This window comes from Devosia oryziradicis (genome assembly GCF_016698645.1).
In the GTDB taxonomy this organism is placed as follows: Bacteria; Pseudomonadota; Alphaproteobacteria; order Rhizobiales; family Devosiaceae; genus Devosia; species Devosia oryziradicis.
This window is the reverse complement of the sequence record NZ_CP068047.1, coordinates 1,689,971-1,710,871: the sequence shown is the minus strand read 5'-3', so window position 1 is coordinate 1,710,871 and position 20,901 is coordinate 1,689,971. Positions and strand designations below refer to the sequence as shown.

18 protein-coding genes and 1 pseudogene are annotated in these 20,901 nt (G+C 62.3%); 15 read left to right on the top strand and 4 right to left on the bottom strand.

The window, feature by feature from the left end; all coding sequences use genetic code 11:
* The first annotated feature begins 155 nt into the window (after nucleotides 1-155).
* Nucleotides 156-1,490 (top strand): RsmB/NOP family class I SAM-dependent RNA methyltransferase, encoded by a 1,335-nt coding sequence (locus JI749_RS08560; RefSeq protein WP_233280907.1) that lies wholly within the window; start codon nucleotides 156-158, stop codon nucleotides 1,488-1,490.
* On the opposite strand, the gene JI749_RS08555 is transcribed toward JI749_RS08560, so the two are convergent.
* On the bottom strand, nucleotides 1,480-3,516 hold the full coding sequence (locus JI749_RS08555) for a YgiQ family radical SAM protein (protein WP_201662240.1): 2,037 nt from the start codon (nucleotides 3,514-3,516) through the stop codon (nucleotides 1,480-1,482). The genes JI749_RS08560 and JI749_RS08555 overlap by 11 nt on opposite strands.
* Before the next feature lie 142 nt (nucleotides 3,517-3,658).
* On the opposite strand from JI749_RS08555, the gene JI749_RS08550 reads away from it, so the two are divergent.
* The 4 genes from JI749_RS08550 to JI749_RS08535 all read left to right on the top strand — a co-directional run bounded on the left by JI749_RS08550 (nucleotide 3,659) and on the right by JI749_RS08535 (nucleotide 7,460).
* Nucleotides 3,659-4,435 carry a type IIL restriction-modification enzyme MmeI gene (locus tag JI749_RS08550; RefSeq protein ID WP_201662237.1) on the top strand — a complete coding sequence of 259 codons (777 nt, stop codon included), beginning with the start codon at nucleotides 3,659-3,661 and terminating at the stop codon, nucleotides 4,433-4,435.
* Between the two features lie 31 nt (nucleotides 4,436-4,466).
* On the top strand, nucleotides 4,467-5,942 hold the full coding sequence (locus JI749_RS08545; protein ID WP_201662234.1) for an SAM-dependent DNA methyltransferase: 1,476 nt from the start codon (nucleotides 4,467-4,469) through the stop codon (nucleotides 5,940-5,942).
* Nucleotides 5,932-6,852: a hypothetical protein gene (locus JI749_RS08540; protein WP_201662231.1), complete on the top strand. Its 921-nt coding sequence runs from the start codon at nucleotides 5,932-5,934 to the stop codon at nucleotides 6,850-6,852. The genes JI749_RS08545 and JI749_RS08540 overlap by 11 nt, the downstream gene beginning before the upstream one ends.
* A 194-nt stretch (nucleotides 6,853-7,046) precedes the next feature.
* Nucleotides 7,047-7,460, top strand: coding sequence for a hypothetical protein (locus JI749_RS08535; RefSeq protein ID WP_201662228.1), 414 nt, complete (start codon nucleotides 7,047-7,049; stop codon nucleotides 7,458-7,460).
* A gap of 2 nt (nucleotides 7,461-7,462) precedes the next feature.
* On the opposite strand, the gene JI749_RS08530 is transcribed toward JI749_RS08535, so the two are convergent.
* Together JI749_RS08530 and JI749_RS08525 are read right to left on the bottom strand one after the other, a co-directional pair.
* Nucleotides 7,463-7,702, bottom strand: coding sequence for a DUF6894 family protein (locus JI749_RS08530; RefSeq protein WP_201662223.1), 240 nt, complete (start codon nucleotides 7,700-7,702; stop codon nucleotides 7,463-7,465).
* Nucleotides 7,702-8,451, bottom strand: a complete 750-nt coding sequence (locus tag JI749_RS08525) for a Crp/Fnr family transcriptional regulator (protein ID WP_201662220.1) — start codon at nucleotides 8,449-8,451, stop codon at nucleotides 7,702-7,704. The genes JI749_RS08530 and JI749_RS08525 overlap by 1 nt, the downstream gene beginning before the upstream one ends.
* Nucleotides 8,452-8,594: 143 nt before the next feature.
* Between JI749_RS08525 and JI749_RS08520 the strand changes: the two genes are divergently transcribed.
* The 9 genes and pseudogenes from JI749_RS08520 (at nucleotide 8,595) to JI749_RS08480 (ending at nucleotide 17,809) form a co-directional block, all read left to right on the top strand.
* Entirely contained in the window at nucleotides 8,595-8,822 is a 228-nt protein-coding gene (locus JI749_RS08520) for a hypothetical protein (protein WP_201662217.1), read from the top strand.
* Nucleotides 8,823-8,964: 142 nt separating this feature from the next.
* Nucleotides 8,965-11,532 (top strand): annotated as a pseudogene (gene uvrB, locus JI749_RS08515) (excinuclease ABC subunit UvrB); the annotation flags it as partial.
* A 155-nt stretch (nucleotides 11,533-11,687) separates the two neighbouring features.
* Nucleotides 11,688-13,028, top strand: coding sequence for a DNA cytosine methyltransferase (locus tag JI749_RS08510; protein WP_267911665.1), 1,341 nt, complete (start codon nucleotides 11,688-11,690; stop codon nucleotides 13,026-13,028).
* A 5-nt stretch (nucleotides 13,029-13,033) separates the two neighbouring features.
* A complete protein-coding gene (locus tag JI749_RS08505) occupies nucleotides 13,034-14,119 on the top strand; it encodes a PmeII family type II restriction endonuclease (RefSeq protein WP_233280922.1) in 1,086 nt (361 codons plus the stop codon).
* A gap of 1,737 nt (nucleotides 14,120-15,856) precedes the next feature.
* Nucleotides 15,857-16,219, top strand: coding sequence for a hypothetical protein (locus JI749_RS08500; RefSeq protein ID WP_201662208.1), 363 nt, complete (start codon nucleotides 15,857-15,859; stop codon nucleotides 16,217-16,219).
* Nucleotides 16,220-16,296: 77 nt separating this feature from the next.
* Entirely contained in the window at nucleotides 16,297-16,494 is a 198-nt protein-coding gene (locus JI749_RS08495) for a hypothetical protein (protein WP_201662205.1), read from the top strand.
* Between the two features lie 66 nt (nucleotides 16,495-16,560).
* Complete coding sequence (locus tag JI749_RS08490) at nucleotides 16,561-17,067, top strand: pyridoxamine 5'-phosphate oxidase family protein (RefSeq protein ID WP_201662202.1); 507 nt, start codon at nucleotides 16,561-16,563, stop codon at nucleotides 17,065-17,067.
* Nucleotides 17,068-17,142: 75 nt separating this feature from the next.
* Complete coding sequence (locus JI749_RS08485) at nucleotides 17,143-17,412, top strand: hypothetical protein (protein ID WP_201662200.1); 270 nt, start codon at nucleotides 17,143-17,145, stop codon at nucleotides 17,410-17,412.
* A 40-nt stretch (nucleotides 17,413-17,452) separates the two neighbouring features.
* A complete protein-coding gene (locus tag JI749_RS08480; protein WP_201662198.1) occupies nucleotides 17,453-17,809 on the top strand; it encodes an SH3 domain-containing protein in 357 nt (118 codons plus the stop codon).
* A 5-nt stretch (nucleotides 17,810-17,814) separates the two neighbouring features.
* On the opposite strand, the gene JI749_RS08475 is transcribed toward JI749_RS08480, so the two are convergent.
* A complete protein-coding gene (locus JI749_RS08475; protein ID WP_267911664.1) occupies nucleotides 17,815-18,291 on the bottom strand; it encodes an Lrp/AsnC family transcriptional regulator in 477 nt (158 codons plus the stop codon).
* 112 nt (nucleotides 18,292-18,403) lie between these two features.
* On the opposite strand from JI749_RS08475, the gene JI749_RS08470 reads away from it, so the two are divergent.
* Nucleotides 18,404-20,806 (top strand): transketolase, encoded by a 2,403-nt coding sequence (locus tag JI749_RS08470; protein WP_233280906.1) that lies wholly within the window; start codon nucleotides 18,404-18,406, stop codon nucleotides 20,804-20,806.
* Nucleotides 20,807-20,901 lie beyond the last annotated feature (95 nt).

The following is a 20,901-nucleotide window of genomic DNA, read 5'->3' as shown; positions in this document are numbered from 1 at the left end:
GCCCGTGGCTGTGCGCCGCTCATGCCCTTACGACGAAAGGGTGCACGCCGTTTCGACAGCGCCAATGCAGATTTTTTGCGGACCAATCAAGCCAGTGCCAAATCGGTCCGCCTGCGCTAAGACGTCGGCAACAGCCCCGTGCCACCTAGATTGCCGTGACCCCTGCCGCCCGCCTGCAAGCCACCATTGAACTGATGCAGGAAGTCGCGGACGTCGCCCGCCCTGCCGACGCGGTCATCTCCGCCTGGTTCCGCGCGCGCCGCCAGATCGGCGACGCCGATCGCGGCCAGATCATCGAACTGCTCTATACCCTGCTGCGCCATCATGCCCGCCTGGGCTGGTGGCTCGAACGGATCGGCCGCAAGGACATCCCGCGCCACCGGCTCATCGCCTGGCTGGCGTTATCGGGGCAGTCGCCCGATCAGTTGCGCAGCCTGTTTAACGGCGATCGCTCGTCGCCATCAGCCCTTACCGAACCCGAGCGCGCCATGCTGGCCAAACTGCAGGGCGGCAGCGTCGACCACCCGGACATGCCCGATGCGGTGCGCCTCGAATGTCCGGACTGGGCCCTCGAACCCCTGCAGCGCCGCTTCGGGCCGACCTTTGCCGCCGAAATGGCCGGCATGCTGACGCCGGCGCCGCTCGACCTGCGCGTCAATCCGATCAAGTCGACGCGCGACGACATGCTCGCCGCGCTGCGCGACCTTGGCCTCAAGCCAGCGCCAACCACTATGGCGCCGCTGGGCATCCGCATGCCCGAGCGCCTGTCGCTGGCCAACCTGCCCATGCTCAAGAGTGGTGCGGTGGAAATCCAGGATGAAGGCAGCCAACTGGTCGCCATGCTGGTCGACGCGCGCCCCGGCGACCGCGTGGTCGATTTCTGTGCCGGAGCCGGCGGCAAGACCCTGGCTATCGCGGCGCAGATGGCCAACAAAGGCCATGTCGTCGCATGCGACATCAATGAGGGCCGCCTGGAGCGCGCCGCCGAACGCTTCCGCCGCGCCGGACTGCACAATATCCAGACAAGGCTCCTCAGCAGCGAAACCGACAAATGGGTCAAGCGCCACAAGCTGGGCTTCGATCGTGTCCTGGTTGACGCCCCCTGCAGCGGCACCGGCACCTGGCGCCGCAATCCCGACGCCCGCTGGCGCCCCGAGGACGAGCAGGGCGTAGGCCACCTGGTGGCGCTACAAGCCAAAATCCTCGCCAGCGCCGCCCGGCTGGTGAAACCAGGCGGCCGCCTGGTCTACGCCACCTGTTCGCTGCTCTCGGAAGAAAACGAAGAGCAGGTAACGATCTTCCTCGCCTCGCATCCCGATTTCAAGCTGGTGCCCCTGGGCGAAGCCGCGCCAGGCCTGCCCTCGGCCCAGCCCTACTATCTGTCGCTGACCCCGGCCCAGCACGACACCGATGGCTTCTTCGCGGCCGTGATGGTGCGGCAGTCTTCACCCCTCTCCCCCAAGGGAGAGGTGAAGCCCGCTATTTCTTGAACATCGGCACGCCTTTGGTGGTGAACTTCAGCGCGCGGCTGTTGCTCCGCACCGGACGCTTGTTGCCGGCAGCCTTGCCCGTCCCCGGCGGCTGGTAGTTGGGCACCAACTGGTCAGGCCGCTGGCCGATCAGGTCGGCGCGACCCATTTCCTTGAGCGCTTCGCGCAGGATCGGCCAGTTGTCCGGATCGTGGTAGCGCAGGAACGCCTTGTGCAGGCGGCGCTGCTTGGCACCACGGATCGTATCGACCTGGTCGCTGCCGCCGCGCTTGACGCCTTTGAGCGGGTTGACCCCGGTGTGATACATCGCCGTTGCCGTTGCCATCGGCGAGGGCAGGAAGGTCTGCACCTGGTCGGCGCGATAGCGGTTCTTCTTGAGCCAGAGCGCGAGGTTCATCATGTCCTCGTCGGTGGTGCCCGGATGCGCCGCGATGAAATAGGGGATCAGGTAATACTTCTTGCCCGCCTCTGCCGCCGCCGCGTCGAACATCTCCTTGAACTTGTCATAGGTGCCGATGCCCGGCTTCATCATCTTGTCGAGCGGCCCGCGCTCGGTATGCTCCGGCGCGATCTTGAGATAGCCGCCCACATGGTGGGTCACCAGTTCCTTGACATATTCGGGGCTGGTCACCGCCAGGTCGTAGCGCACGCCGGACGCGACCATCACCTTCTTGATGCCCTTGGTCTCGCGCACCTTGCGATAAAGGCTGATCAGCTCGTCATGCGAGGTGTTGAGGTTCGGGCAGATATTGGGGAACACGCAGGACGGCAGCCGGCACGCCGCCTCGATCTTGGGGTTGTTGCAGGCCATGCGATACATATTGGCCGTCGGCCCGCCAATATCCGAGATCACGCCCGTGAATCCCGGCGTCTTGTCGCGGATCTTCTCGACCTCGCGCAAAATCGAGGCTTCCGAGCGGTTCTGGATGATGCGGCCCTCATGTTCGGTGATCGAGCAGAAGGTGCAGCCGCCAAAGCAGCCGCGCATGATGGTGACCGAATTCTTGATCATGTCCCAGGCGGGGATCTTGGCGTCGCCATAGGACGGATGCGGCACCCGCGCATAAGGCAGGTCATAGACCGCGTCCATTTCCTCGGACTTGAGCGGAATGGGCGGCGGATTGAGCCAAAGGTCGCGGTCGCCATGGCGCTGCACCAGCGGCCGCGCATTGCCCGGATTGGCCTCGCGATGCAGCACGCGCGAGGCGCGGGCATAGGCCTCCTTGTCGTGCTCCACCTGCTCGAACGAGGGCAGCCGGATCACCGTATCGCCCCGGGTACGCGTCGCGCCCTCGTCGTCCGAATCCAGGTCGTCGGCATGGAGCTCGGTATAATGCTCGGGCACCTTGCGGAACATCGCCACCCCCCGCACGTCGTCCAGGTCGCGCACACTCTCGCCCTCGGCCATCCGCGTGGCCACTTCCACCACGGCGCGCTCGGCATTGCCGTAGATCAGCAGGTCCGCCTTGGCGTCGGCCAGGATCGAGCGGCGCACCTTGTCGGACCAGTAGTCATAGTGGGCGATGCGGCGCAGCGAGGCCTCGATGCCGCCCAGCACGATCGGCACGTCCTTGTATGCCTCGCGGCAGCGCTGGGTATAGACGATGGTCGAGCGATCCGGCCGCTTGCCGCCCTCGCCGCCGGGCGAATAGGCATCGTCATGGCGCAGCTTGTGGTCCGACGTATAGCGGTTGACCATGGAATCCATGTTGCCGCCGGTGACGCCAAAGAACAGCCGCGGCCGGCCCAGCGCCTTGAACGCCTCGGCCGACTGCCAGTCCGGCTGCGAGATGATGCCCACGCGCAGCCCCTGCGCCTCGAGCAGGCGCCCGATAATGGCCATGCCGAAGCTGGGGTGATCCACATAGGCATCGCCCGTCACCACGATGACGTCGCACTGGTCCCAGCCCAGCGCCTCCATCTCGGCGCGGCTCATCGGCAGGAACGGCGCGGCCGCCTGTCCAACATGCATCGGGGGCCGCGACAGCGACGTCACGGTGCTCTGGGCAATGGCAATGGTTTCCATGGCGCAAGCCTATAGTCTCAAAGCGCCAAAAACTCAACCAGACCGCCCAGTCCACCGCGAACACAGGCACGCGAGCGGCATCCCCCTTCCCTCCCCCGCCAACCTGCGGCAATAGTGTCGCCCGTGGGGAGGCCGCCGGCGATTGACGACACTTGATGACCTGATCGCCGAAGCCACCGCCTCGGGCGGCTCCGAACGCGCCAATTACCAGCTCTTTGTCACCGGCCTTTGTGACGTGTTGGGCGTACCCCGCCCCGCCATGAGCCAGGAAGCCAACGCCCGCAACGACTACGTCTTCGAGCGCAGCCTCGATTATCGCCATCCCGACGGCTCCACCACCAAGCTCTATGTCGATTGCTACAAGCGCGGCAGCTTCGTGCTCGAAGCCAAGCAATCCGCCCGCCGCCAGGCCGAGGACGAGCGCCAGGCCAGCCTCTTCGGCTCCGAGGCCCAGTCCCGCAAGCTCGGCCACGCCCGCCGTGGCTCGCGCGGCTGGGACCGCGTCATGCGCGCCGCCTATACCCAGGCCGTCGACTACACCCGCCACCTGCCGGTAGAACACGGCTACCCGCCCTTCGTCATCCTGGTCGATGTCGGCCACGTCATCGAGCTCTATGCCGACTTTTCCGGCCAGGGCAAGAACTACGCCCAGTTCCCCGATGCGCAGGGCTTCCGCATCGAGATGGACCACCTGCGCGACCCCGCCATCCAGGCCCGCCTCAAGGCCGTCTGGACCTTTCCGCACAGCCTCGACCCAGCCAAGAAATCCGCCGAAGTCACCCGCGACATTGCCGGCCGCCTGTCCATCATCAGCGCCTGGAGGGCAGGAAGCTCGCGATCTCAAGCAAGCCAAGTACCCAGTTTACACAACCGACGTTCCTGGTATGTTCTGACTAAGGAGCGTGTGGAGCACGGTTAGAACTACTACACGCTTGAGCTAGGGGGACGTGATGCTAGACGATGAGCCGCCGATTTCTGATCAAAAACAATCGGGTGCCTATTTCACTCCTCACGACGTCGCCCAATCGCTAGTTTCGTGGGCGCTCCGAAAGCCTACAGACAGGCTACTTGATCCGTCTTGTGGTGATGGGCAGTTTCTTTCAGCTCACCCCAATTCTGTGGGCATTGAGCAGAATCCCGTTTCTGCACAAGCTGCAATTAGTGTTGCGCCGTCTGCCCTTGTTCACAAGGGCGACTTTTTTGCATGGGCCGGCGAAACGAACGAGCGCTTTGAATGTGCAGCAGGAAACCCACCGTTCATTCGCTACCAGAGTTTCAAAGGTGAGGTTCGGCGCCGCGCTCTGAATCTATGCGCTCGTCATGGCGCACCGTTCTCGGGTTTAGCATCATCGTGGGCACCTTTCCTCGTCGCGACGGCCGCTTTACTGAAACCGGGCGGCCGCATGGCGTTTGTGGTGCCAGCCGAAATTGGGCATGCTCCATATGCGGCGCCACTGTTGGAATACCTGGTGAGTTCGTTTTCTGGGGTGCAGATCATTGCGATCCGGAACAAGCTGTTTCCCCAACTTTCCGAGGATTGCTGGTTGCTCTATGCGGAGGGGCAGGGCGGCTCCACGACGCATATCGATTTTACTGTCTGTGACGAATTTAAGCCTAGCAGGCATCGGCCAAGACCCACGGTCCAAATCGATGTTCATGAATGGCGCGCCGTGTGGGCGCGGCGGCTGCGTGCATACCTGTTGCCACGAGAAATTCGCGATATCTATGCGGCCGCATCTAAGGATTCTGCGAGCAGGCGGCTTGGCGATTTTGCTACCGTAGGCATTGGCTACGTTAGCGGCGACAACGACTTTTTTCACCTCCGCCCCTCCGAAGTGAATCGTTGGAAAATTCCAACTGAACTCCTCCATCCTAGCCTGCGTAGTGGCCGGGTTATGCCTGCCAGCCAGATAACAGCGGCGACTGTGGAATCTTGGACGAAGGCTGACGAGAAAGTTCTGTTGCTTCGCCTAAATCGCGGGCAGGATCTTCCGACCAGTGTGCAAGCGTATCTCGACAGCGGCGCCGGGCGTGAAGCCAGACTCGGTTATAAGTGTCGAAATCGCACCCCTTGGTATGCCGTTCCCGACGTGCAGATTCCCGACTTCATGCTGAGCTACATGTCCGGCCGAGCGGCAAACTTGGTGCAGAATTTGGCTGGCGTAACTTGCACAAACAGCGTTCATTCAGTTCGCGTGCGTGACAAAGCTCTGGCAAGGAAATTGTTCCCACAGTGGTCAACACCTTTCCTCCGACTAAGTTGTGAGCTCGAAGGTCACGCTCTCGGTGGTGGCATGTTGAAACTTGAGCCAGGGGAAGCGAGCCGCATTCTCTTTCCTTCGGACAATGCGACTGGGGAGGCGAATAAAGAGGCATTGGAAGACGCGGTCAAGACTCTCCACCGCTGGAGGCACTATGGCGACTGACGTAGACACAAAGAGCTGCCAGTGGACTAGCCAGTCTGAGGCCTTGGCGGCGTTTGCTGAGTTCACCGGCAAAACCCAGAGTGCCAACCATATTAAGCCGCTGCATTGGCATGTCGCATGTAGGCTCGTGCTCGAAGGCGGCTTTGATCCAGACGATATCGTTCCGCGCCCGCCGTTCCGCGTAGAACGCCGGTCAGGCCGCGCACCGGTACTTCACTACGACCCTTCCATGGCGGGCGGGGGCGAGCGCACAGTTCTCGGCGGTTTGAAAACCAAGAACGTTGACGTCGTCGTGACCAAGGATGGGATTGGGCCCGTACTTGCGGTCTCCTGCAAGGGCGTAACTGGAGCATTTCGCAACCTCACCAACCGCATGGAGGAAACGATAGGTGAGTGCACCAATTTGCACATCACCTATCCGGCCCTCGTGCTAGGCTACCTCGTGCTCCTCCGCGCAAATCGCCTCGTTGAAACCGCGTTCAACGACGCGGCTGAAGCTTCGCCTGGAATGGACGACGCTTCAGAAGGCACCAAAACTTTGGCCGCCAATGATATCGCCATGACCGAAGGCGGCGAGCCGGTAGCCGGTATTGTGCGTTTTCATAACGCCCTTCGTGAACTGGTTGGCCGCCGTGGCATACGTAACGATGTCAGCCGATATGAGGCAATTGGCTTTGGTCTGGTCGAGATGCATGGGTCACAGCGCAGTACCTTGCTTGATAGTTTCCCCTTCCCCGACAGCCCCCTCGTATTGGGTGGGTTCTTCGACACGCTCTTTGCCCGCTACGACGAACGATTCGTCGTGAGTGCACCTGATCTCTCCCGTGTGACACGTCGGTTGGAATGGGACGCGGCGTCGCCCGCGTTCATGCTCCCAAACCTAGACTACGCACCCCGAAGGAGCGACTGATACGTCATTAGATCGAACCGCTTTCCGACAAGGAACGCGACATCTACGACGCCGGTCACATCGCCATCCTGAGGGATATCTACGACGAGATCGACACGCTCGTCTTTGCCGCCTATGGCTGGTCCGACCTCGCCCCGCGCCTCGTCGGCCGCCCCGGTGCCACCACGCCCAGCCCCTACAAGACCGACGACCAAATGGCCGCCGAGGACGAGCTGCTGACCCGCCTCGTCGCCCTCAACCAGGAACGCGCAGCCGAGGAAGCCCGCGGCCTCGTCCGCTGGCTCCGCCCCGATTACCAGATCCCCAAGCTGGGCCACAAAGTCGCCCGCCCCGACGGCGTGCAGCAGGAAGCCGATCTCGCCATCGTCCCATCAAGCGACAAGCCCAAATGGCCCACGAGCGATACCGAGCAGATCAACATCCTCGTCGACCTCCTCCGCAAGGCCCCCGCCCCGGTCCCGACGGAATCCCTCTCCGCCACCTTCGATGGCCGCAACACGCCCAAGCGCCGCGACCGCATCGAAACCCTGCTGCAAACCCTCACCACCATCGGCCTCGCGCGCTCCGGTCAGCTTGACGGCCAAACCCGCTACTTCATTCCGCGCTGAGCCTATCCCCCGTTTGGCCGGTCGGTGGTCAGCGATACCGAGAGCATGACAGGTCCGTCGGCGCCGTCGCGGATGCAGATCAGCACCTTGGCGCCGTCCTGGTCGCGCAGCGCGTCGCGGACCATGTCGGCCAGGGCGCGCCGGGCCTCGCGGATCGCCGTATCCATGTCGGGCAGGTCCATGCCCACCTCGTCGGTAAATACGCCCTCGCCGTCGTGGATATCGAAGAAATAGTGCGGCATCAGCGGGGCTCTTCCACAAGATGAAGGTAGAGGTTGTCGAACTGGGCCTCACGCGCCAGCGTGTTCCAGTCGCGGATTTCCATCATGCCCTTGTCCCAGCCGATCAGGCCGCGCTGCCGCAGATCCTGCAGCACACGATTGACATGCACCGGCGTGATGCCCACCGCATCGGCCAGCGCCGCCTGGGTAATGGGGAAGACGAAGCGGTGGTTCTCCGCCAGTCCCAGGGCGTTGAGCCTGGTATAGGTTTCGCAAATGCGGTGCGCCGTCCGCTGCGGTGCCGACAGGCGCCCCATGCCCAGCAGCCATTCGCGGTGGATCGCCCCGTCCAAGAGGGTCATCAGCCACAGGAGGCGCGTCAGGTGCGGAAAGCGCTCGGTTACCCGCACCAGGTTCTCGTGCGGGAAAGTGATGACCTTGCAGTCGGTGAGCGCACCGACCGAATGGTCCATTTCCTTGAGCAGGAAACTGTGCAGGTCGACGAAATCACCGGGCAGGTGGATGGCGGTGATCTGCCGGTCGCCGCCGGGCGCCACGCCGTAGCGGCAGGTGAAGCCATTGGTCACCAGCATGCTCCGCGTCGGGCGGTCGCCCTCCTTCACCAGGTCCTGCCCCTGGGTGAAGTCGAGACGTTGGTCCGCAGCGGCGGCCAGCGCCTGCTGCTCCTCGATCCCCAGCTTGTCGCGGATCTGCATCTTGCGGAAAAACGGCTGGAGGAGCATTTCCACGGAAGTGCGCTCTATCGACATGACCTCATCCGGAAAGACTATCGTCGTCGCCGGGGAAACAGCCGGGGCGCAACTTGGTTGCCCGCAATCGTTACACTTCTCTCTTCCCCGGAGCTTAACCCAGGTTAATTTGCGCGGCTTCGTCGCATGCTAATGGCGGAATCATGAGCGCCAGATTTCGCATCGTCGATTTGCGGACCGACCCGGAAAATCCCCAGGAACTGTTTGTTGCCAGCGCCCGGTCGCCAGAGGAGGCCGCGCGGCTTGCTATCGGCGAAGTGCTGGTGCGCAGCGGCCAGCGCAAGGACCTGCGCTGCCGGGTCTATTTCCAGCAGGAGGGGCAGCCCACCACCATGGTCAGGCTCTATCGCCGGGTCGAGGATCGGCCGTGAGCCGGCCGGGCGATCGCTGCTGACTCGGGCTGTCAGCAGCCCCCGTTCCCTCTCCGTTCATTCCCCGATAAGCTCAGGGGAACATTGAACATCCGCGCCTCGTTCCCCATGTGAGTCGCACCCCCAGAGCATTGGTAGTCCCATGGCCGACAAGTCCGCACGTCCCGGCAAAGCCGACTTTTCCATCGACGACTTCCTTGGCGAGATCGAGAAGGCCGAGGACCTCGCCGCCAACAAGCCGCTCTATGCGGAGCGCATGCGCAACAAGCGCGCGCTCGACCGCGCCGAGGCCGCCGAGAAGGCTGCCGCCGAACCCAAGACGCCGCTCGAGAAGCGCCGCACCCGCAAGGCCACCAACGACACCGCCACCGGCATGTCGGCGCGCGTGAACAAGACCAAGATCAACTCCGTCGACCGTATCGACTTTGGCTTCGGCGAAACCGAGCAGGCCGGCTTCAACCACAAGCCCTCCGCCCGCGAAATCTCGCGCGCCGCCGCCGCCGATCCGGAGGCGCAGGCCCGCCTGCGCGAGGCGCTCGACGCTTCGGTCAAGAAGAACAAGGCCCGCAACAACGAGGATGTCTCCAACGCCACCACCGTCGGCGTCACCGCCACGGTCAAGGCGCTCGAACAGATCATCCTGCATGGCCGCAAGGAGGTGGAAGGCTCCTCCCCCTGGGTGCCGCACAAGGCGCACAATCGCCTCGAAAAGCGCGCGCCCTCCCGCCCCTTCCGCATGATGACCGACAAGACCCCGGCCGGTGACCAGCCCACCGCCATCGCCGAGCTCGTCGAAGGCATCAACAATGGCGAGACCGACCAGGTGCTGCTCGGCGTCACCGGCTCGGGCAAGACCTTCACCGCCGCGCAGGTCATCGCTGCGACCAACCGCCCCGCGCTGATCCTTGCCCCCAACAAGACCCTCGCCGCCCAGCTCTATGGCGAGTTCAAGAGTTTCTTCCCCGACAATGCGGTGGAATACTTCGTCTCCTACTACGACTACTACCAGCCCGAAGCCTACGTCCCGCGCACCGACACCTATATCGAGAAGGAATCCACCATCAACGAGCAGATCGACCGCATGCGCCACTCGGCGACGCGGGCGATCCTCGAGCGCGACGACGTCATCATCGTCGCTTCCGTCTCCTGCATCTACGGCATCGGCTCGGTCGAAGACTACACCGCCATGACCATCGACGTGCAGAAGGGCCAGAAGATCGACCAGCGCGAGCTGCTCGCCAAGCTGGTGGCCCTGCAATACAAGCGCGGCGACACCGGCTTCGTCCGCGGCACCTTCCGCGTGCGCGGCGATACCGTCGAAATCTTCCCCGCCCACTATGAAGCCGCCGCCTGGCGCGTTTCGCTCTTCGGCAACGAGATCGAGTCCATCGTCGAGTTCGATCCGCTCACCGGCAAGAAGTCGGCCGACCTCACCTTCATCCGCATCTTCGCCAACTCGCACCACGTGACGCCGCGCACCACGATGAACCAGGCCATCAAGGCCATCCGCTCCGAGCTCGCCGCGCGCCTCCAGGAGCTCAACGGCGCCGGCCGATTCCTCGAAGCCCAGCGCCTCGAACAGCGCACGCTCTTCGACCTCGAAATGATGGAAGCCACCGGCTCCTGCGCCGGCATCGAGAACTACAGCCGCTACTTCTCCGGCCGCAAGCCCGGCGAGCCCCCGCCGACCCTGTTCGAATACCTCCCTGACAATGCCCTGGTCTTCGTCGATGAATCGCACGTCACCATCGGCCAGCTCGGCGCCATGTATCGCGGCGACCTCCGGCGCAAGGCGACCCTGGCCGAATACGGCTTCCGCCTGCCCTCCTGCATGGACAACCGCCCCCTCCGCTTCGAGGAGTGGAACGCCATGCGCCCGCAATCGGTCTACGTGTCGGCCACGCCCGGCTCATGGGAAATGGACCAGACCGGCGGCGTCTTCGCCGAACAGGTCATCCGCCCCACCGGACTCATCGATCCCCCGGTCGAAATCCGCCCGGCCAAGGCCCAGGTCGACGACGTCATCGACGAAATCCGCAACACCATCAAGGCCGGCTACCGGACGCTCTGCACCGTGCTGACCAAGAAGATGGCCGAAGACCTCACCGAATACATGCACGAACAGGGCATCCGCGTGCGCTACATGCATTCGGACGTCGACACCATTGAGCGCATCGAAATCATCCGCGACCTCCGCCTGGGCGCCTTCGACGTGCTGGTGGGCATCAACCTGCTGCGCGAAGGCCTCGACATTCCCGAATGCGGCCTCGTCGCCATCCTCGACGCCGACAAGGAAGGCTTCCTGCGCAGCGAAACCTCCCTGATCCAGACCATCGGCCGCGCCGCCCGTAACGTCGACGGCCGCGTCATCCTCTATGCCGACACCATCACCGGCTCCATGGAACGCGCCCTCGCCGAAACCAACCGCCGCCGCGAAAAGCAGATGGCCTACAACGAAGCCAACGGCATCACCCCCGCCTCCGTCCGCTCCAACATCCACGACATCGTCGACAGCGTCTACGAACAGGACCACGTCACGATCAGCATTGGCAAAGGCAAGGACGGCAAGGAACAGGTCGCGGTTGGAGCGAACCTCGCCGCCGTCATCAAGGATTTGGAAGCCCAGATGCGAGAGGCGGCGACGAATTTGGAATTCGAAAAAGCGGCAAGGTTGCGCGACGAGGTCAAACGCCTGCGGGAGATGGAGTTGGATACGTTGGAGGGGGAGGTCTCATAGGCGGGCAGCCACGTGCCGCTCTTTTGCGGACCTACCTCCACGTCGTCCCGGCATGAAATGACCGGTGTGAAAACGACTATCTCGCTGGCCAAAAGCAAGCAGATTGTTGAACGTACTCGTAATAATCCGTGAGTCGCGCCTTGCCCCAAAAATATACCGTTCTGTCTCTGTTTTCAGGCGCGATGGGCCTCGATCTTGGGTTGGAGAGCACCGGCCGGTTTGAGCTAATTGCATGTGTCGAAAAGGAACGCGCCTTCTGCGACACGATACGTCTCAATCAAACGAAGGGCAGGCTAAGCAAGAACCTACAGGTGTTCGAGGCGGACATGTCATCACTAGATCCTCAACTAGTGATGAAGCGCTGTGGCATCAAGCCGGGAGAAATTGACCTCATTGTCGGCGGCCCCCCGTGCCAGTCATTCAGCACAGCTGGGCGACGAGGAACGGTACAAGATCCCAGGGGAACGCTGCTCTGGGATTTTCTACGGTTCGTGGAGGCCTTGCAGCCCAAATTCTTCATTATCGAGAACGTGAGAGGCCTGCTGTCCGCCGCGTTGCGGCATCGACCCATCGCTAATCGGAAGGATTCTGAACTTGCGCCGGATGAACTACCTGGCTCGGTGGTCAGACTGTTTGCTGATGACCTGCGTAAACTACAGACGCCATATCATATGGACTGCTTCGAAGTAAACGCCGTGAACTATGGCGCCCCTCAATTGCGCGAGAGAGTGATATTCATCGGCAATAGGTATGGTGAAGTAACCGAATTTCCTGACCCCACCCACGGACCAGAGCGGATAGAAGAGTCAACTCTTTTTGACGACGATACGTCGCTACTTCCCTGGAGAACGCTCAGGGACGCTATAGGCGGCCTGACCGACGTTGGTGACGTTATTATGGATTTCAGCGATCGCAAGAAGTCTTTCTTGAAGGAAGTTCCGCCGGGATCGAACTGGAGAAGTCTCCCTGAAGAACTGCAGAGACTCTCTATGGGCAAAGCGTGGCACGCAAAAGGAGGGCGATCAGGTTGGTGGCGGCGGCTTAATTTCGATTTGCCCAGCCCCACGCTGGTAACTATGCCCAACCACGCTAGCACGTCTCTCTGCCATCCAACGGAGCTAAGGGCGCTTACGCTCCGAGAATACGCCGCCATTCAGGAGTTCCCACAAGATTGGGAGTTTTCAGGCACTGCGGCGCAACAGTACGCTCAGGTCGGAAACGCAGTTCCAGTAAGACTTGGGAGAGTCGCTGGCAATGTTGTCGCCGGCGCTTTCGACCGTCTAGCTACAAAAAATTGGAAAGTGGAGGCTCCGCCAAAGGAGTTTCGGATAGTCTACGTCCAATCTCACGTACGAACTAGGCAGTGGTATAAGGCCGGCAAAACAATGGTTTGGGAAGATGGGGGCGTCAATAATGGGGTTTCGTACGAGCCACCTCAAACGGTACGCCGTGTGTCAGCGATAGGTTGAAAGATATGGCGAGAGGAGCTTTACCTTTTTCCAATGCACTAAGGTCGAGACGACACGTCTTTGACACTGCCGAGATCGTCGCACTTTTCAAGTTGGTGGACGAAGGCCGGGTGGATGCTCTCAGTAACTCGCTTCGAGGATACATAAGCACCAATCTACCCGCGGCCTTCGAAAAGCGCGAGGGTTTGTCCGACTACAGAACAAATCCATACGTTTTGATGACGTCCGCGAGCGTGATGGGTTTGTCGGACCCAGCAAAGTTCGGCGACTTTCTCTTTAATAGCAAGCTCTACATGGCATTGGAGACTTCGTTCGGTAAACAGATCGAAGCTGCTTTTGTAGGCCAGTACCCTTTGATTGCCGACCATAGGTGGACCGATGCACCGGAAAAGGTAGCAGAGTTCGCCGCACTTGCAGGGTTGGATCGCGAAGCGCGGGCTCAAAAGCGCGTCGGGTCAGTGTGGCGCGAAATCGACCGATCATGCGTGGTTGGCAGCCGCCGCTTTATTACTTCAATCAAGAGTGGCCCGAACACAATCAACGACACGCAAGTCGCCGGGATGACCACAGCTATAGTGACGAACCACAAAACATGGATGACCGAGACAAAAAATACTTATCCAAATGTTACCAGTCTTGACATAGTATTAGGACTTACGTACGGAACCGACAAAACCACAAATAATAAAGAAAATCAAATACTTATAAAACTTCTTGACCAGGGATTCGTTGAAGAGGATCCGGGGAACAAGCCCGGAATTCTCATAGACAGCGCGACTAGGTCTATCCGCGTCTATCGATGCATCGGCCGCGAATTCTGGTCATTCATTGGACAGCCGAATGCTGTCGAAACTGCCAAGCATGTCTTTCTAGAAATATTACTTGCTCTGTCAAAGGCCCTAAGTGGCGGTATAGAAGAGGCCGGTATCGAAGCGCGCATCAATGCGCGCCTTCTGAGGCTTTCAGCATCGTTGGCCAAGCTGCAGTTTCCCAGGAACAGCCTTCCCGACTGGGTTCGCGATGATTTCTCCGAAGACCAGCTGTTTTGGTTTGCGACGGCCATGACAGCGTTTTACGACGAGGGAATTTAGGGCAAACAAAAAGCAGGGACTCGCCCTGCCTAGTAGTCGACAAACCATCGGTCTTACACAGCGCTAGGCTCTTGCCGACGTCCTCCCTAGACGTTGTCGTTTGCGGCGGCTTTAGGGCCACCTGCTGTTCTTATCCCGTTTTGTAACTGTCGGCTCGCTGATTGTCATGCGGTATTTTCTACACACTCCTAATGCGCTCTACCCTCGCCAACCGCGACGCGCGAGCTGCCGCTCACACGGGCCGAAGCCAGCCAGATGGCCGAGGCCGAGCTCGAATTTGCCGAATTCGCCCCCGAATATGGCCGCTACCGCCTGAGCATGCCCTATGAGCAGGTGATCATCCGCGACACCAACACCCTGACCATCCGCCAGTAGCTGCCGCCCGTCCAGCCCGCCGCCCCGTTCCGCCTATCCCCTCTCTCCCAGCAACCCGCGCCACCCTTGTTGCAAATAGGTCCGAATTGCACAACTCCTTGATGTCATTCCGGCGAAGGCCGGTATCCAGGTCCGTGGCGACACGCCACAACCAGATTGTGGATAGCTCACCGCATGGATTCCGGCCTTCGCCGGAATGACACCGCGCTGGAGGCGATACTCGTCACCAAGACAGGCACCCGTCAGCAGCACGCATCCCACTCACCTTGTGATTACCACCCTCCCGACTCCGCCCCCGACACACACACCAGAACTTATCCTGTCGGGGTCGCCATGCCCACCTTCACCCAACCACCCTCGCCAACCGCACGACGCGCGCGCTGCCGCTCACCCTGGCCGAACCCAGCCAGTCACGCCCTAACTCCCCCTAAATCCTGCCTCCATCCCACAGTCCAAACACCACCCACGTCCACCCAAGTTGCAAATAGGTCCTGATTGCAATGCGGAGGCGGGCGCAGCTTATCCGCGTAAACTTCTCCCCGCGCACCGGAGCGGGACTATGCTGCGCGCCGGAACAAGGATTAGCATGACAACACCTCCCGGCCGTCCCCACCCTTGCTCCTACCTCCGCCGCCTACCACTCTCTCCCGCCTCCCTTTGCTCGCACCCTCCCCACTTCACGGCCTCCGTGTTGCAAATAGGTCCTAATTGCACTTGGTGCATCACCCCAGGCGTCGCATTTGGAATGCAATGGCAGGTAGGTCCCAGTTGCATCAGATTTGCTGTTTCTGAATTGTCGCCACCTTGCATCACCCCACCGCGCGTCACCCTCGGGCTTGACCCGAGGGCCCTGTACTTTTCGATGTCAGAGTGCGTGCAGCACCCTCGGATCAAGCCCGAGGGTGACGCTCTGGTTAGGGAGATTTCGCGCTACCCAAAAAAACTTATCCCCGCCCCCTACACCTCCCCCATACTGCACCCATCCCCGCCAACACGCGGCCCCGACGCAGGGTTCGGGTGGGGAGGCTGGAGACGGGGGCGCCCGTTTGGCTGGGCAGAAAGTCGGCAACCGGGCTTGCAACAATAGTCCCGCTCGATACCGGACCCAGTGAGGAAGCTCCAGATCCGTGATGGGCGGCCCTTGGCTCCCTGAGTTAGTAACTGGATCGAGTCAAAGGCCGCCCATTACCCGTCCTCGGGCGCATCTTGCGCCCGACGGGTGCCCGCACTCCGTATAAGCGCGACGCCGCATTCTTGGCCGGGCGCCATTTCGGCACGTCCCCAACCTCGCTCATTCGCCCCACTTATCCCCGCCCGCTTCGGCCGCCCTATCATGCTCCGCCTCATCGCAAGGAGGCGACCGTGACCCTACCCCAACTCGGCAATCGCGGCATTGCCAGCTACAACCGGCTCAACCGCGACCTCGCCGCCTTCAACTACGTGCTGCGCGTCGCCAAACCGTCCGGCGTCTGCAATGCGCATACGCTGTTCACGCTCAATGGCCTGTTCAATCGCGCCAACCGGCTGTTCCGCCGCCATGCCGACCTGCCGCACTTCGTCCAGGTCAGCCTCGAAACCACCATGAGCCAGGCCGATCTCGCCATCCTCGTCGCGCAGCTGACTGCCGCCTGCCTCGCCTTCGAGGAGCGCTATGCGCACCTGACCGAAGAGGGCCGCAAGCAAGCCAAGGCCCTGCGCATCCTCGACACCACCACCGAACGATGATCGGCAACCTGTCGACCCTCGACTCTTCCGCCCACCTGCGCTAGAACATAACAGGAACACAACCTGTCGAGGTCGCCATGCCCACCTTTACCACCGAGCTCGCCAATCGCACCACGCGCGAACTGCCGCTCACTTTGGCGGAGGCCAGCCAGATGGCCGAAGCCGGCTTCCGCTTCGCCGAATTCGACCCCGAATATGGCCGCTTCCGCCTGAGCAAGCCCTATGAGCTGGTGATCATCCGCGACAGCAACATGCTCACCATCCGCCAGTCGTGATCGGGCCGGCGGCAACCGGTGCCCGCCCTGGCCGTTGCCCTCCACCCAACAGTGGAGCGCCAACAAATGTCCAAGGACGACAACAGCACCGACAAGACGCCGGCCGAAATCCAGGATCGCATCTGGGAGCTGGCCGAGAAGATCGATTTCTGCATGTTCACCACCTGGGATGGCGAGCGCCAGCGCTCCCGCCCCCTCAGCGCCCGGGTGAAGCGCGACGAGCACGCCATCTATTTCCTGGTCGATGAATCGGGCCAGAAAAACGGCCAGGTCGAGCGCTTCCCCTTCGTCTCGCTGGCCTGGAGCGATACCAAGTCCAACAAGTATGTCGTGGTGTCGGGCAAGGCCGAGGTCAGCAATGACCGCGCCAAGATCCACGAGCTGTGGACCGATTTCGACAAGGCCTGGTGGGAGAGCGAACGCGATCCGGCCATTCGGCTGATGACGGTGACCCCCGAAGATGGCGAGCTGTGGGACAGCCCCAACCGCCTCGTCACCACCGCCATCATGCTGGCCTCCGCCGTCACCGGCAAGGGCGCCGACGTGGGCGAAAACGCCCAGGTCCCGCTATAAGCGATAAGCCGGCCCGATGCGTACGATCGAAAACATTGGTTGGACGATCGGGCCGGCGCCCCGCATGATCGGGGCATGCTGTCCAACAACGGCCCACCGCTCGATGACGATGCCCCACCCTGGGGCCGCAACGGCATCGGCCACTGGTTCGAATGGGGCGCCGCCATCAAGGCGGCCTACGACACCCCCTATGCCATCGCCGTCATGCGCGCCCGCCGCGCCCAGGCCCTGGGCCTCACCTATGAAGAATACACGCTCGAAATCCTCGAGCGTGGCCGCCATCTCAATGAGGGCGACGCCGAGCGCATCGCGGCCATCAAGCGTCGCCGTCCGCTGCGCTACTGACCGCCTTGAAACCAGCGCCCGGACGGTGCATCTGAGGGGCATGCGCCCCCTCCTGCTCGCCGCCCTCGTCACCCTCATCGCCGCGCTGCCCGCGCAGGCCATGACGATCACCGCCCGCGTCTCCGGCGGCAACATCGCCATCCACACCGGCCCACATCACAGCTATCCCGTGGTCGGCCGCCTCGCCGACGGCACCGAAATCCCGATTGACGAGTGTACCCAGGTCGACGGCGACTCGCGCCGCGGCACGCTGGGCGATGCGGGTTATCCGCTCTGGGGCAATGGTTCGGCGCAATGGTGCCACATCCCGGATACTGGCTGGGTCGAGCGCAGCTGGATCGTCGGCCGCGGCCTGGTCAATGTCACCCCGCCCGATTTCGCCGGCCCTGGTTGGTAGCAAAATCACAGCGGTAGCACCCGCGACGCCTTGACCTGGCCCAGCGAGAAACTGCTCTCGATCGAGGCCACACCCTCCACCTGCGTCAGCTTCTCGCGCAGGAAATGCTCATAGGCTTCGAGATCGGCGCAAACGACGCGCAACAGGAAGTCGAACTGCCCGGTCATCAGGTAACATTCCATCACTTCGGGCCAGCCGCCGATCGCTGCCGCGAAGGCATCGAGTTCCCGCGCCCGCTGCCGCTCCAGCTTGATCGAGATGAAAACCGAAACCGGCAGGCCGACCGCCTTCTGGTCCACCGTCGCGCTGTAGCCGGCAATTATGCCCGCCTTCTCCATCTGGCGTATCCTGCGCAGGCAGGGCGAAGCCGATAGCCCTACCCGGTCCGCCAAGGCCTGGATGGTCATCCGCCCATCCTCCTGCAGAGCACGCAGGATCTTGCGGTCGAGGGTACTGAGGTCAATCTTGGAGCTTTCCGCCACTTTCATCCTCCGAACTTGCAAAATCCTGCGCAGGGCGGCGCCAACACGGTCAAAATAGACGAGAACTGCCACCCCGCAAGGCGCAAAGTCATGGCAATGACAAGGAGGTCACATGGATCAGGGCGGCATGAGCGGATCGACGGACACGCGCATCGCCCCGATCGAGGCGCTGACGCGCAAGTCGCTGTGGCTGTCCAACTGGATGATCCACCACGCCAACCACATCCGCCCCAATGTCGATGGCGTAAAGGTCGGCGGCCACCAGGCGAGCTCCGCCTCCATGGCCGCCATAATGGCGACACTCTATTTCGGCGTGCTGAAACCTGAGGATCGCGTCGCTGTCAAACCCCATGCCGCGCCGGTCTTCCACGCCATCCAGTATCTGTTCGGCAAGCAGACCCTCGAAAAGCTGCAAAACTTCCGCGCCTTCGGCGGCGCCCAGTCCTATCCCAGCCGCACCAAGGACACCGATGACGTCGATATCTCCACCGGCTCGGTGGGCCTCGGCGTCGCCTTCACCGCCTTTGCCAGCCTGATCCAGGATTATGTCCGCGCCAAACCCTGGGCCGACAAGTCGCGGCCCGAAGGCCGCATGGTTGCTCTCGTGGGCGATGCCGAACTCGACGAGGGCAATGTCTATGAATGCCTGCTCGAGGGCTGGAAACACGGCCTGCGCAACACCTGGTGGGTCATCGACTACAACCGCCAGAGCCTCGACGGGGTGGTCCGCGAGGGGCTCTATGATCGTATCGAAGCCATCTTCCGCGCCTTCGACTGGAATGTGGTCACGCTGAAATACGGCGCATTGCAACGGGCTGCCTTCGCCGAGCCGGGCGGCGACAGGCTCAAGAAGTGGATCGATGCCGCTCCCAACGCGGTTTACTCGGCGCTGATGTTCCGCGGCGGTGCGGCCTGGCGCGAGCGTCTCAATGACGAGATCGGCGACCAGGGGGACGTCACCGCCCTCATCGCGCGCCGCAGCGATGCCGAGCTCGCCGAGCTCATGGCCAATCTGGGCGGTCATTGCACGCAAAGCCTGCTTGAGCAGTTCGAGGCGGCCGGCAGCGACAAGCCAACGGTCTTCATCGCTTATACCGTCAAGGGCTGGGCCACCCCCTTGGCTGGCCACAAGGACAATCATGCTGGCCAGATGACCGGGGCGCAGATCGATACCCTGCGCCAGTCGATGCGCGTCCGCGAGGGCCACGAATGGGACAAGTTCGAAGGCCTGGCTGATCCCGCCGCTATCGAGCGTTTCCTCGCCGAGGTGCCGTTCAACACCACAGCCCCCCGCCGCCTGACTTCGCCCGCCGTCGCCACCATCGGCCCGCAACTTGTCGGCATTGGCGCGACCTCGACCCAGACCGCTTTCGGCAAGATCCTCGACGCCATCGCCAAGACCGACAGCGACCTCGCGCGTCGCATCATAACCACCTCGCCCGACGTTACGGTCTCGACCAACCTGGGCACCTGGGTCAATCGCCGCAATCTCTACGCCGCTAGGGAAATGGTCGACGTCTTCCAGAAGGAGGCCATTCCCAGCGCCCAGAAATGGCGCTTCACGCCCGAGGGCCAGCATCTCGAACTCGGCATTGCCGAGATGAACCTGTTTCTCGCGCTCGGCGCCGCCGGGCTCAGCCATGAGCTGTTCGGCGAACGCCTGCTGCCCATTGGCACGCTCTATGATCCCTTCATCTCGCGCGGCCTCGATGCCCTCAACTATGCCTGCTACCAGGATGCGCGCTTCCTGCTCGTCGCCACGCCATCGGGCGTTTCACTGGCCGGCGAAGGCGGCGCACACCAATCCATTGCAAGCCCGCTGGTCGGCATGGCGCAGGATGGCCTCGCCAGCTTCGAACCCGCCTTTGCCGACGAACTCTCTGTCATCATGGATTGGGCCTTCGACTACATGCAGCGCTCGGGCGATGCCCGCCCCGACCTGGCCGACTGGCCACGCGATGTCACCGGCGGCTCTGTCTATCTGCGATTGTCGACCCGCAGCATCGAGCAACCGTCACGCAGCGTGGACAAAGCCCTCAGCGATGGCATCATCCGCGGTGCCTATTGGCTGAAACCGCCAACCCCGCAATGCGAGGTGGTCATCGCCTATCAGGGCGTCCTCGCCAGCGAAGCCATCGCGGCAGCGGCCGCCATCGGGGGCGACCGGCGCAATGTGGCCATCCTCGCCGTCACCTCGGCCGACCGCCTCAATGCCGGCTGGCATGCCGCCCAGCGCGCTCGTCTGCACGGCGACCACAGTGCCACCAGCCATATCGAGACCCTGCTGGCCGAAATCCCTCATCGCGCCGGCCTCGTTACCGCCATCGATGCCCATCCCGCAACGCTGGGCTGGCTCGGAAGCGTCCTGGGCCACCGCACGATCACGCTGGGCGTCGAGCATTTCGGCCAGACCGGCACGGTCAATGACCTCTACGCCCATTTCGGTATCGATGCGGCCGCCATCGAAAACGCGGCGAGGAGCATCATCGCCCCCCACTCTCGACACGGCCATTGAGAAAGTGAGCACCTATCCACAGACCGCCTTGCCAACCCCAGATGTATTTGTCAGACATATGTCATTAGGCAGCTGCCGAGGGAAAGGGCGCCGCC

Excerpts from the sequence above, each read along its gene's own strand:
- JI749_RS08555 (WP_201662240.1), bottom strand. The coding sequence starts at position 3,516 with ATGGAAACCATTGCCATTGCCCAGAGCACCGTGACGTCGCTGTCGCGG.
- JI749_RS08545 (WP_201662234.1), top strand. The coding sequence starts at position 4,467 with ATGCTAGACGATGAGCCGCCGATTTCTGATCAAAAACAATCGGGTGCC.
- JI749_RS08540 (WP_201662231.1), top strand. The coding sequence starts at position 5,932 with ATGGCGACTGACGTAGACACAAAGAGCTGCCAGTGGACTAGCCAGTCT.
- JI749_RS08535 (WP_201662228.1), top strand. The coding sequence starts at position 7,047 with ATGGCCGCCGAGGACGAGCTGCTGACCCGCCTCGTCGCCCTCAACCAG.
- JI749_RS08530 (WP_201662223.1), bottom strand. The coding sequence starts at position 7,702 with ATGCCGCACTATTTCTTCGATATCCACGACGGCGAGGGCGTATTTACC.
- JI749_RS08525 (WP_201662220.1), bottom strand. The coding sequence starts at position 8,451 with ATGTCGATAGAGCGCACTTCCGTGGAAATGCTCCTCCAGCCGTTTTTC.
- JI749_RS08520 (WP_201662217.1), top strand. The coding sequence starts at position 8,595 with ATGAGCGCCAGATTTCGCATCGTCGATTTGCGGACCGACCCGGAAAAT.
- JI749_RS08505 (WP_233280922.1), top strand. The coding sequence starts at position 13,034 with ATGGCGAGAGGAGCTTTACCTTTTTCCAATGCACTAAGGTCGAGACGA.
- JI749_RS08495 (WP_201662205.1), top strand. The coding sequence starts at position 16,297 with ATGCCCACCTTTACCACCGAGCTCGCCAATCGCACCACGCGCGAACTG.
- JI749_RS08490 (WP_201662202.1), top strand. The coding sequence starts at position 16,561 with ATGTCCAAGGACGACAACAGCACCGACAAGACGCCGGCCGAAATCCAG.
- JI749_RS08485 (WP_201662200.1), top strand. The coding sequence starts at position 17,143 with ATGCTGTCCAACAACGGCCCACCGCTCGATGACGATGCCCCACCCTGG.
- JI749_RS08480 (WP_201662198.1), top strand. The coding sequence starts at position 17,453 with ATGCGCCCCCTCCTGCTCGCCGCCCTCGTCACCCTCATCGCCGCGCTG.
- JI749_RS08470 (WP_233280906.1), top strand. The coding sequence starts at position 18,404 with ATGGATCAGGGCGGCATGAGCGGATCGACGGACACGCGCATCGCCCCG.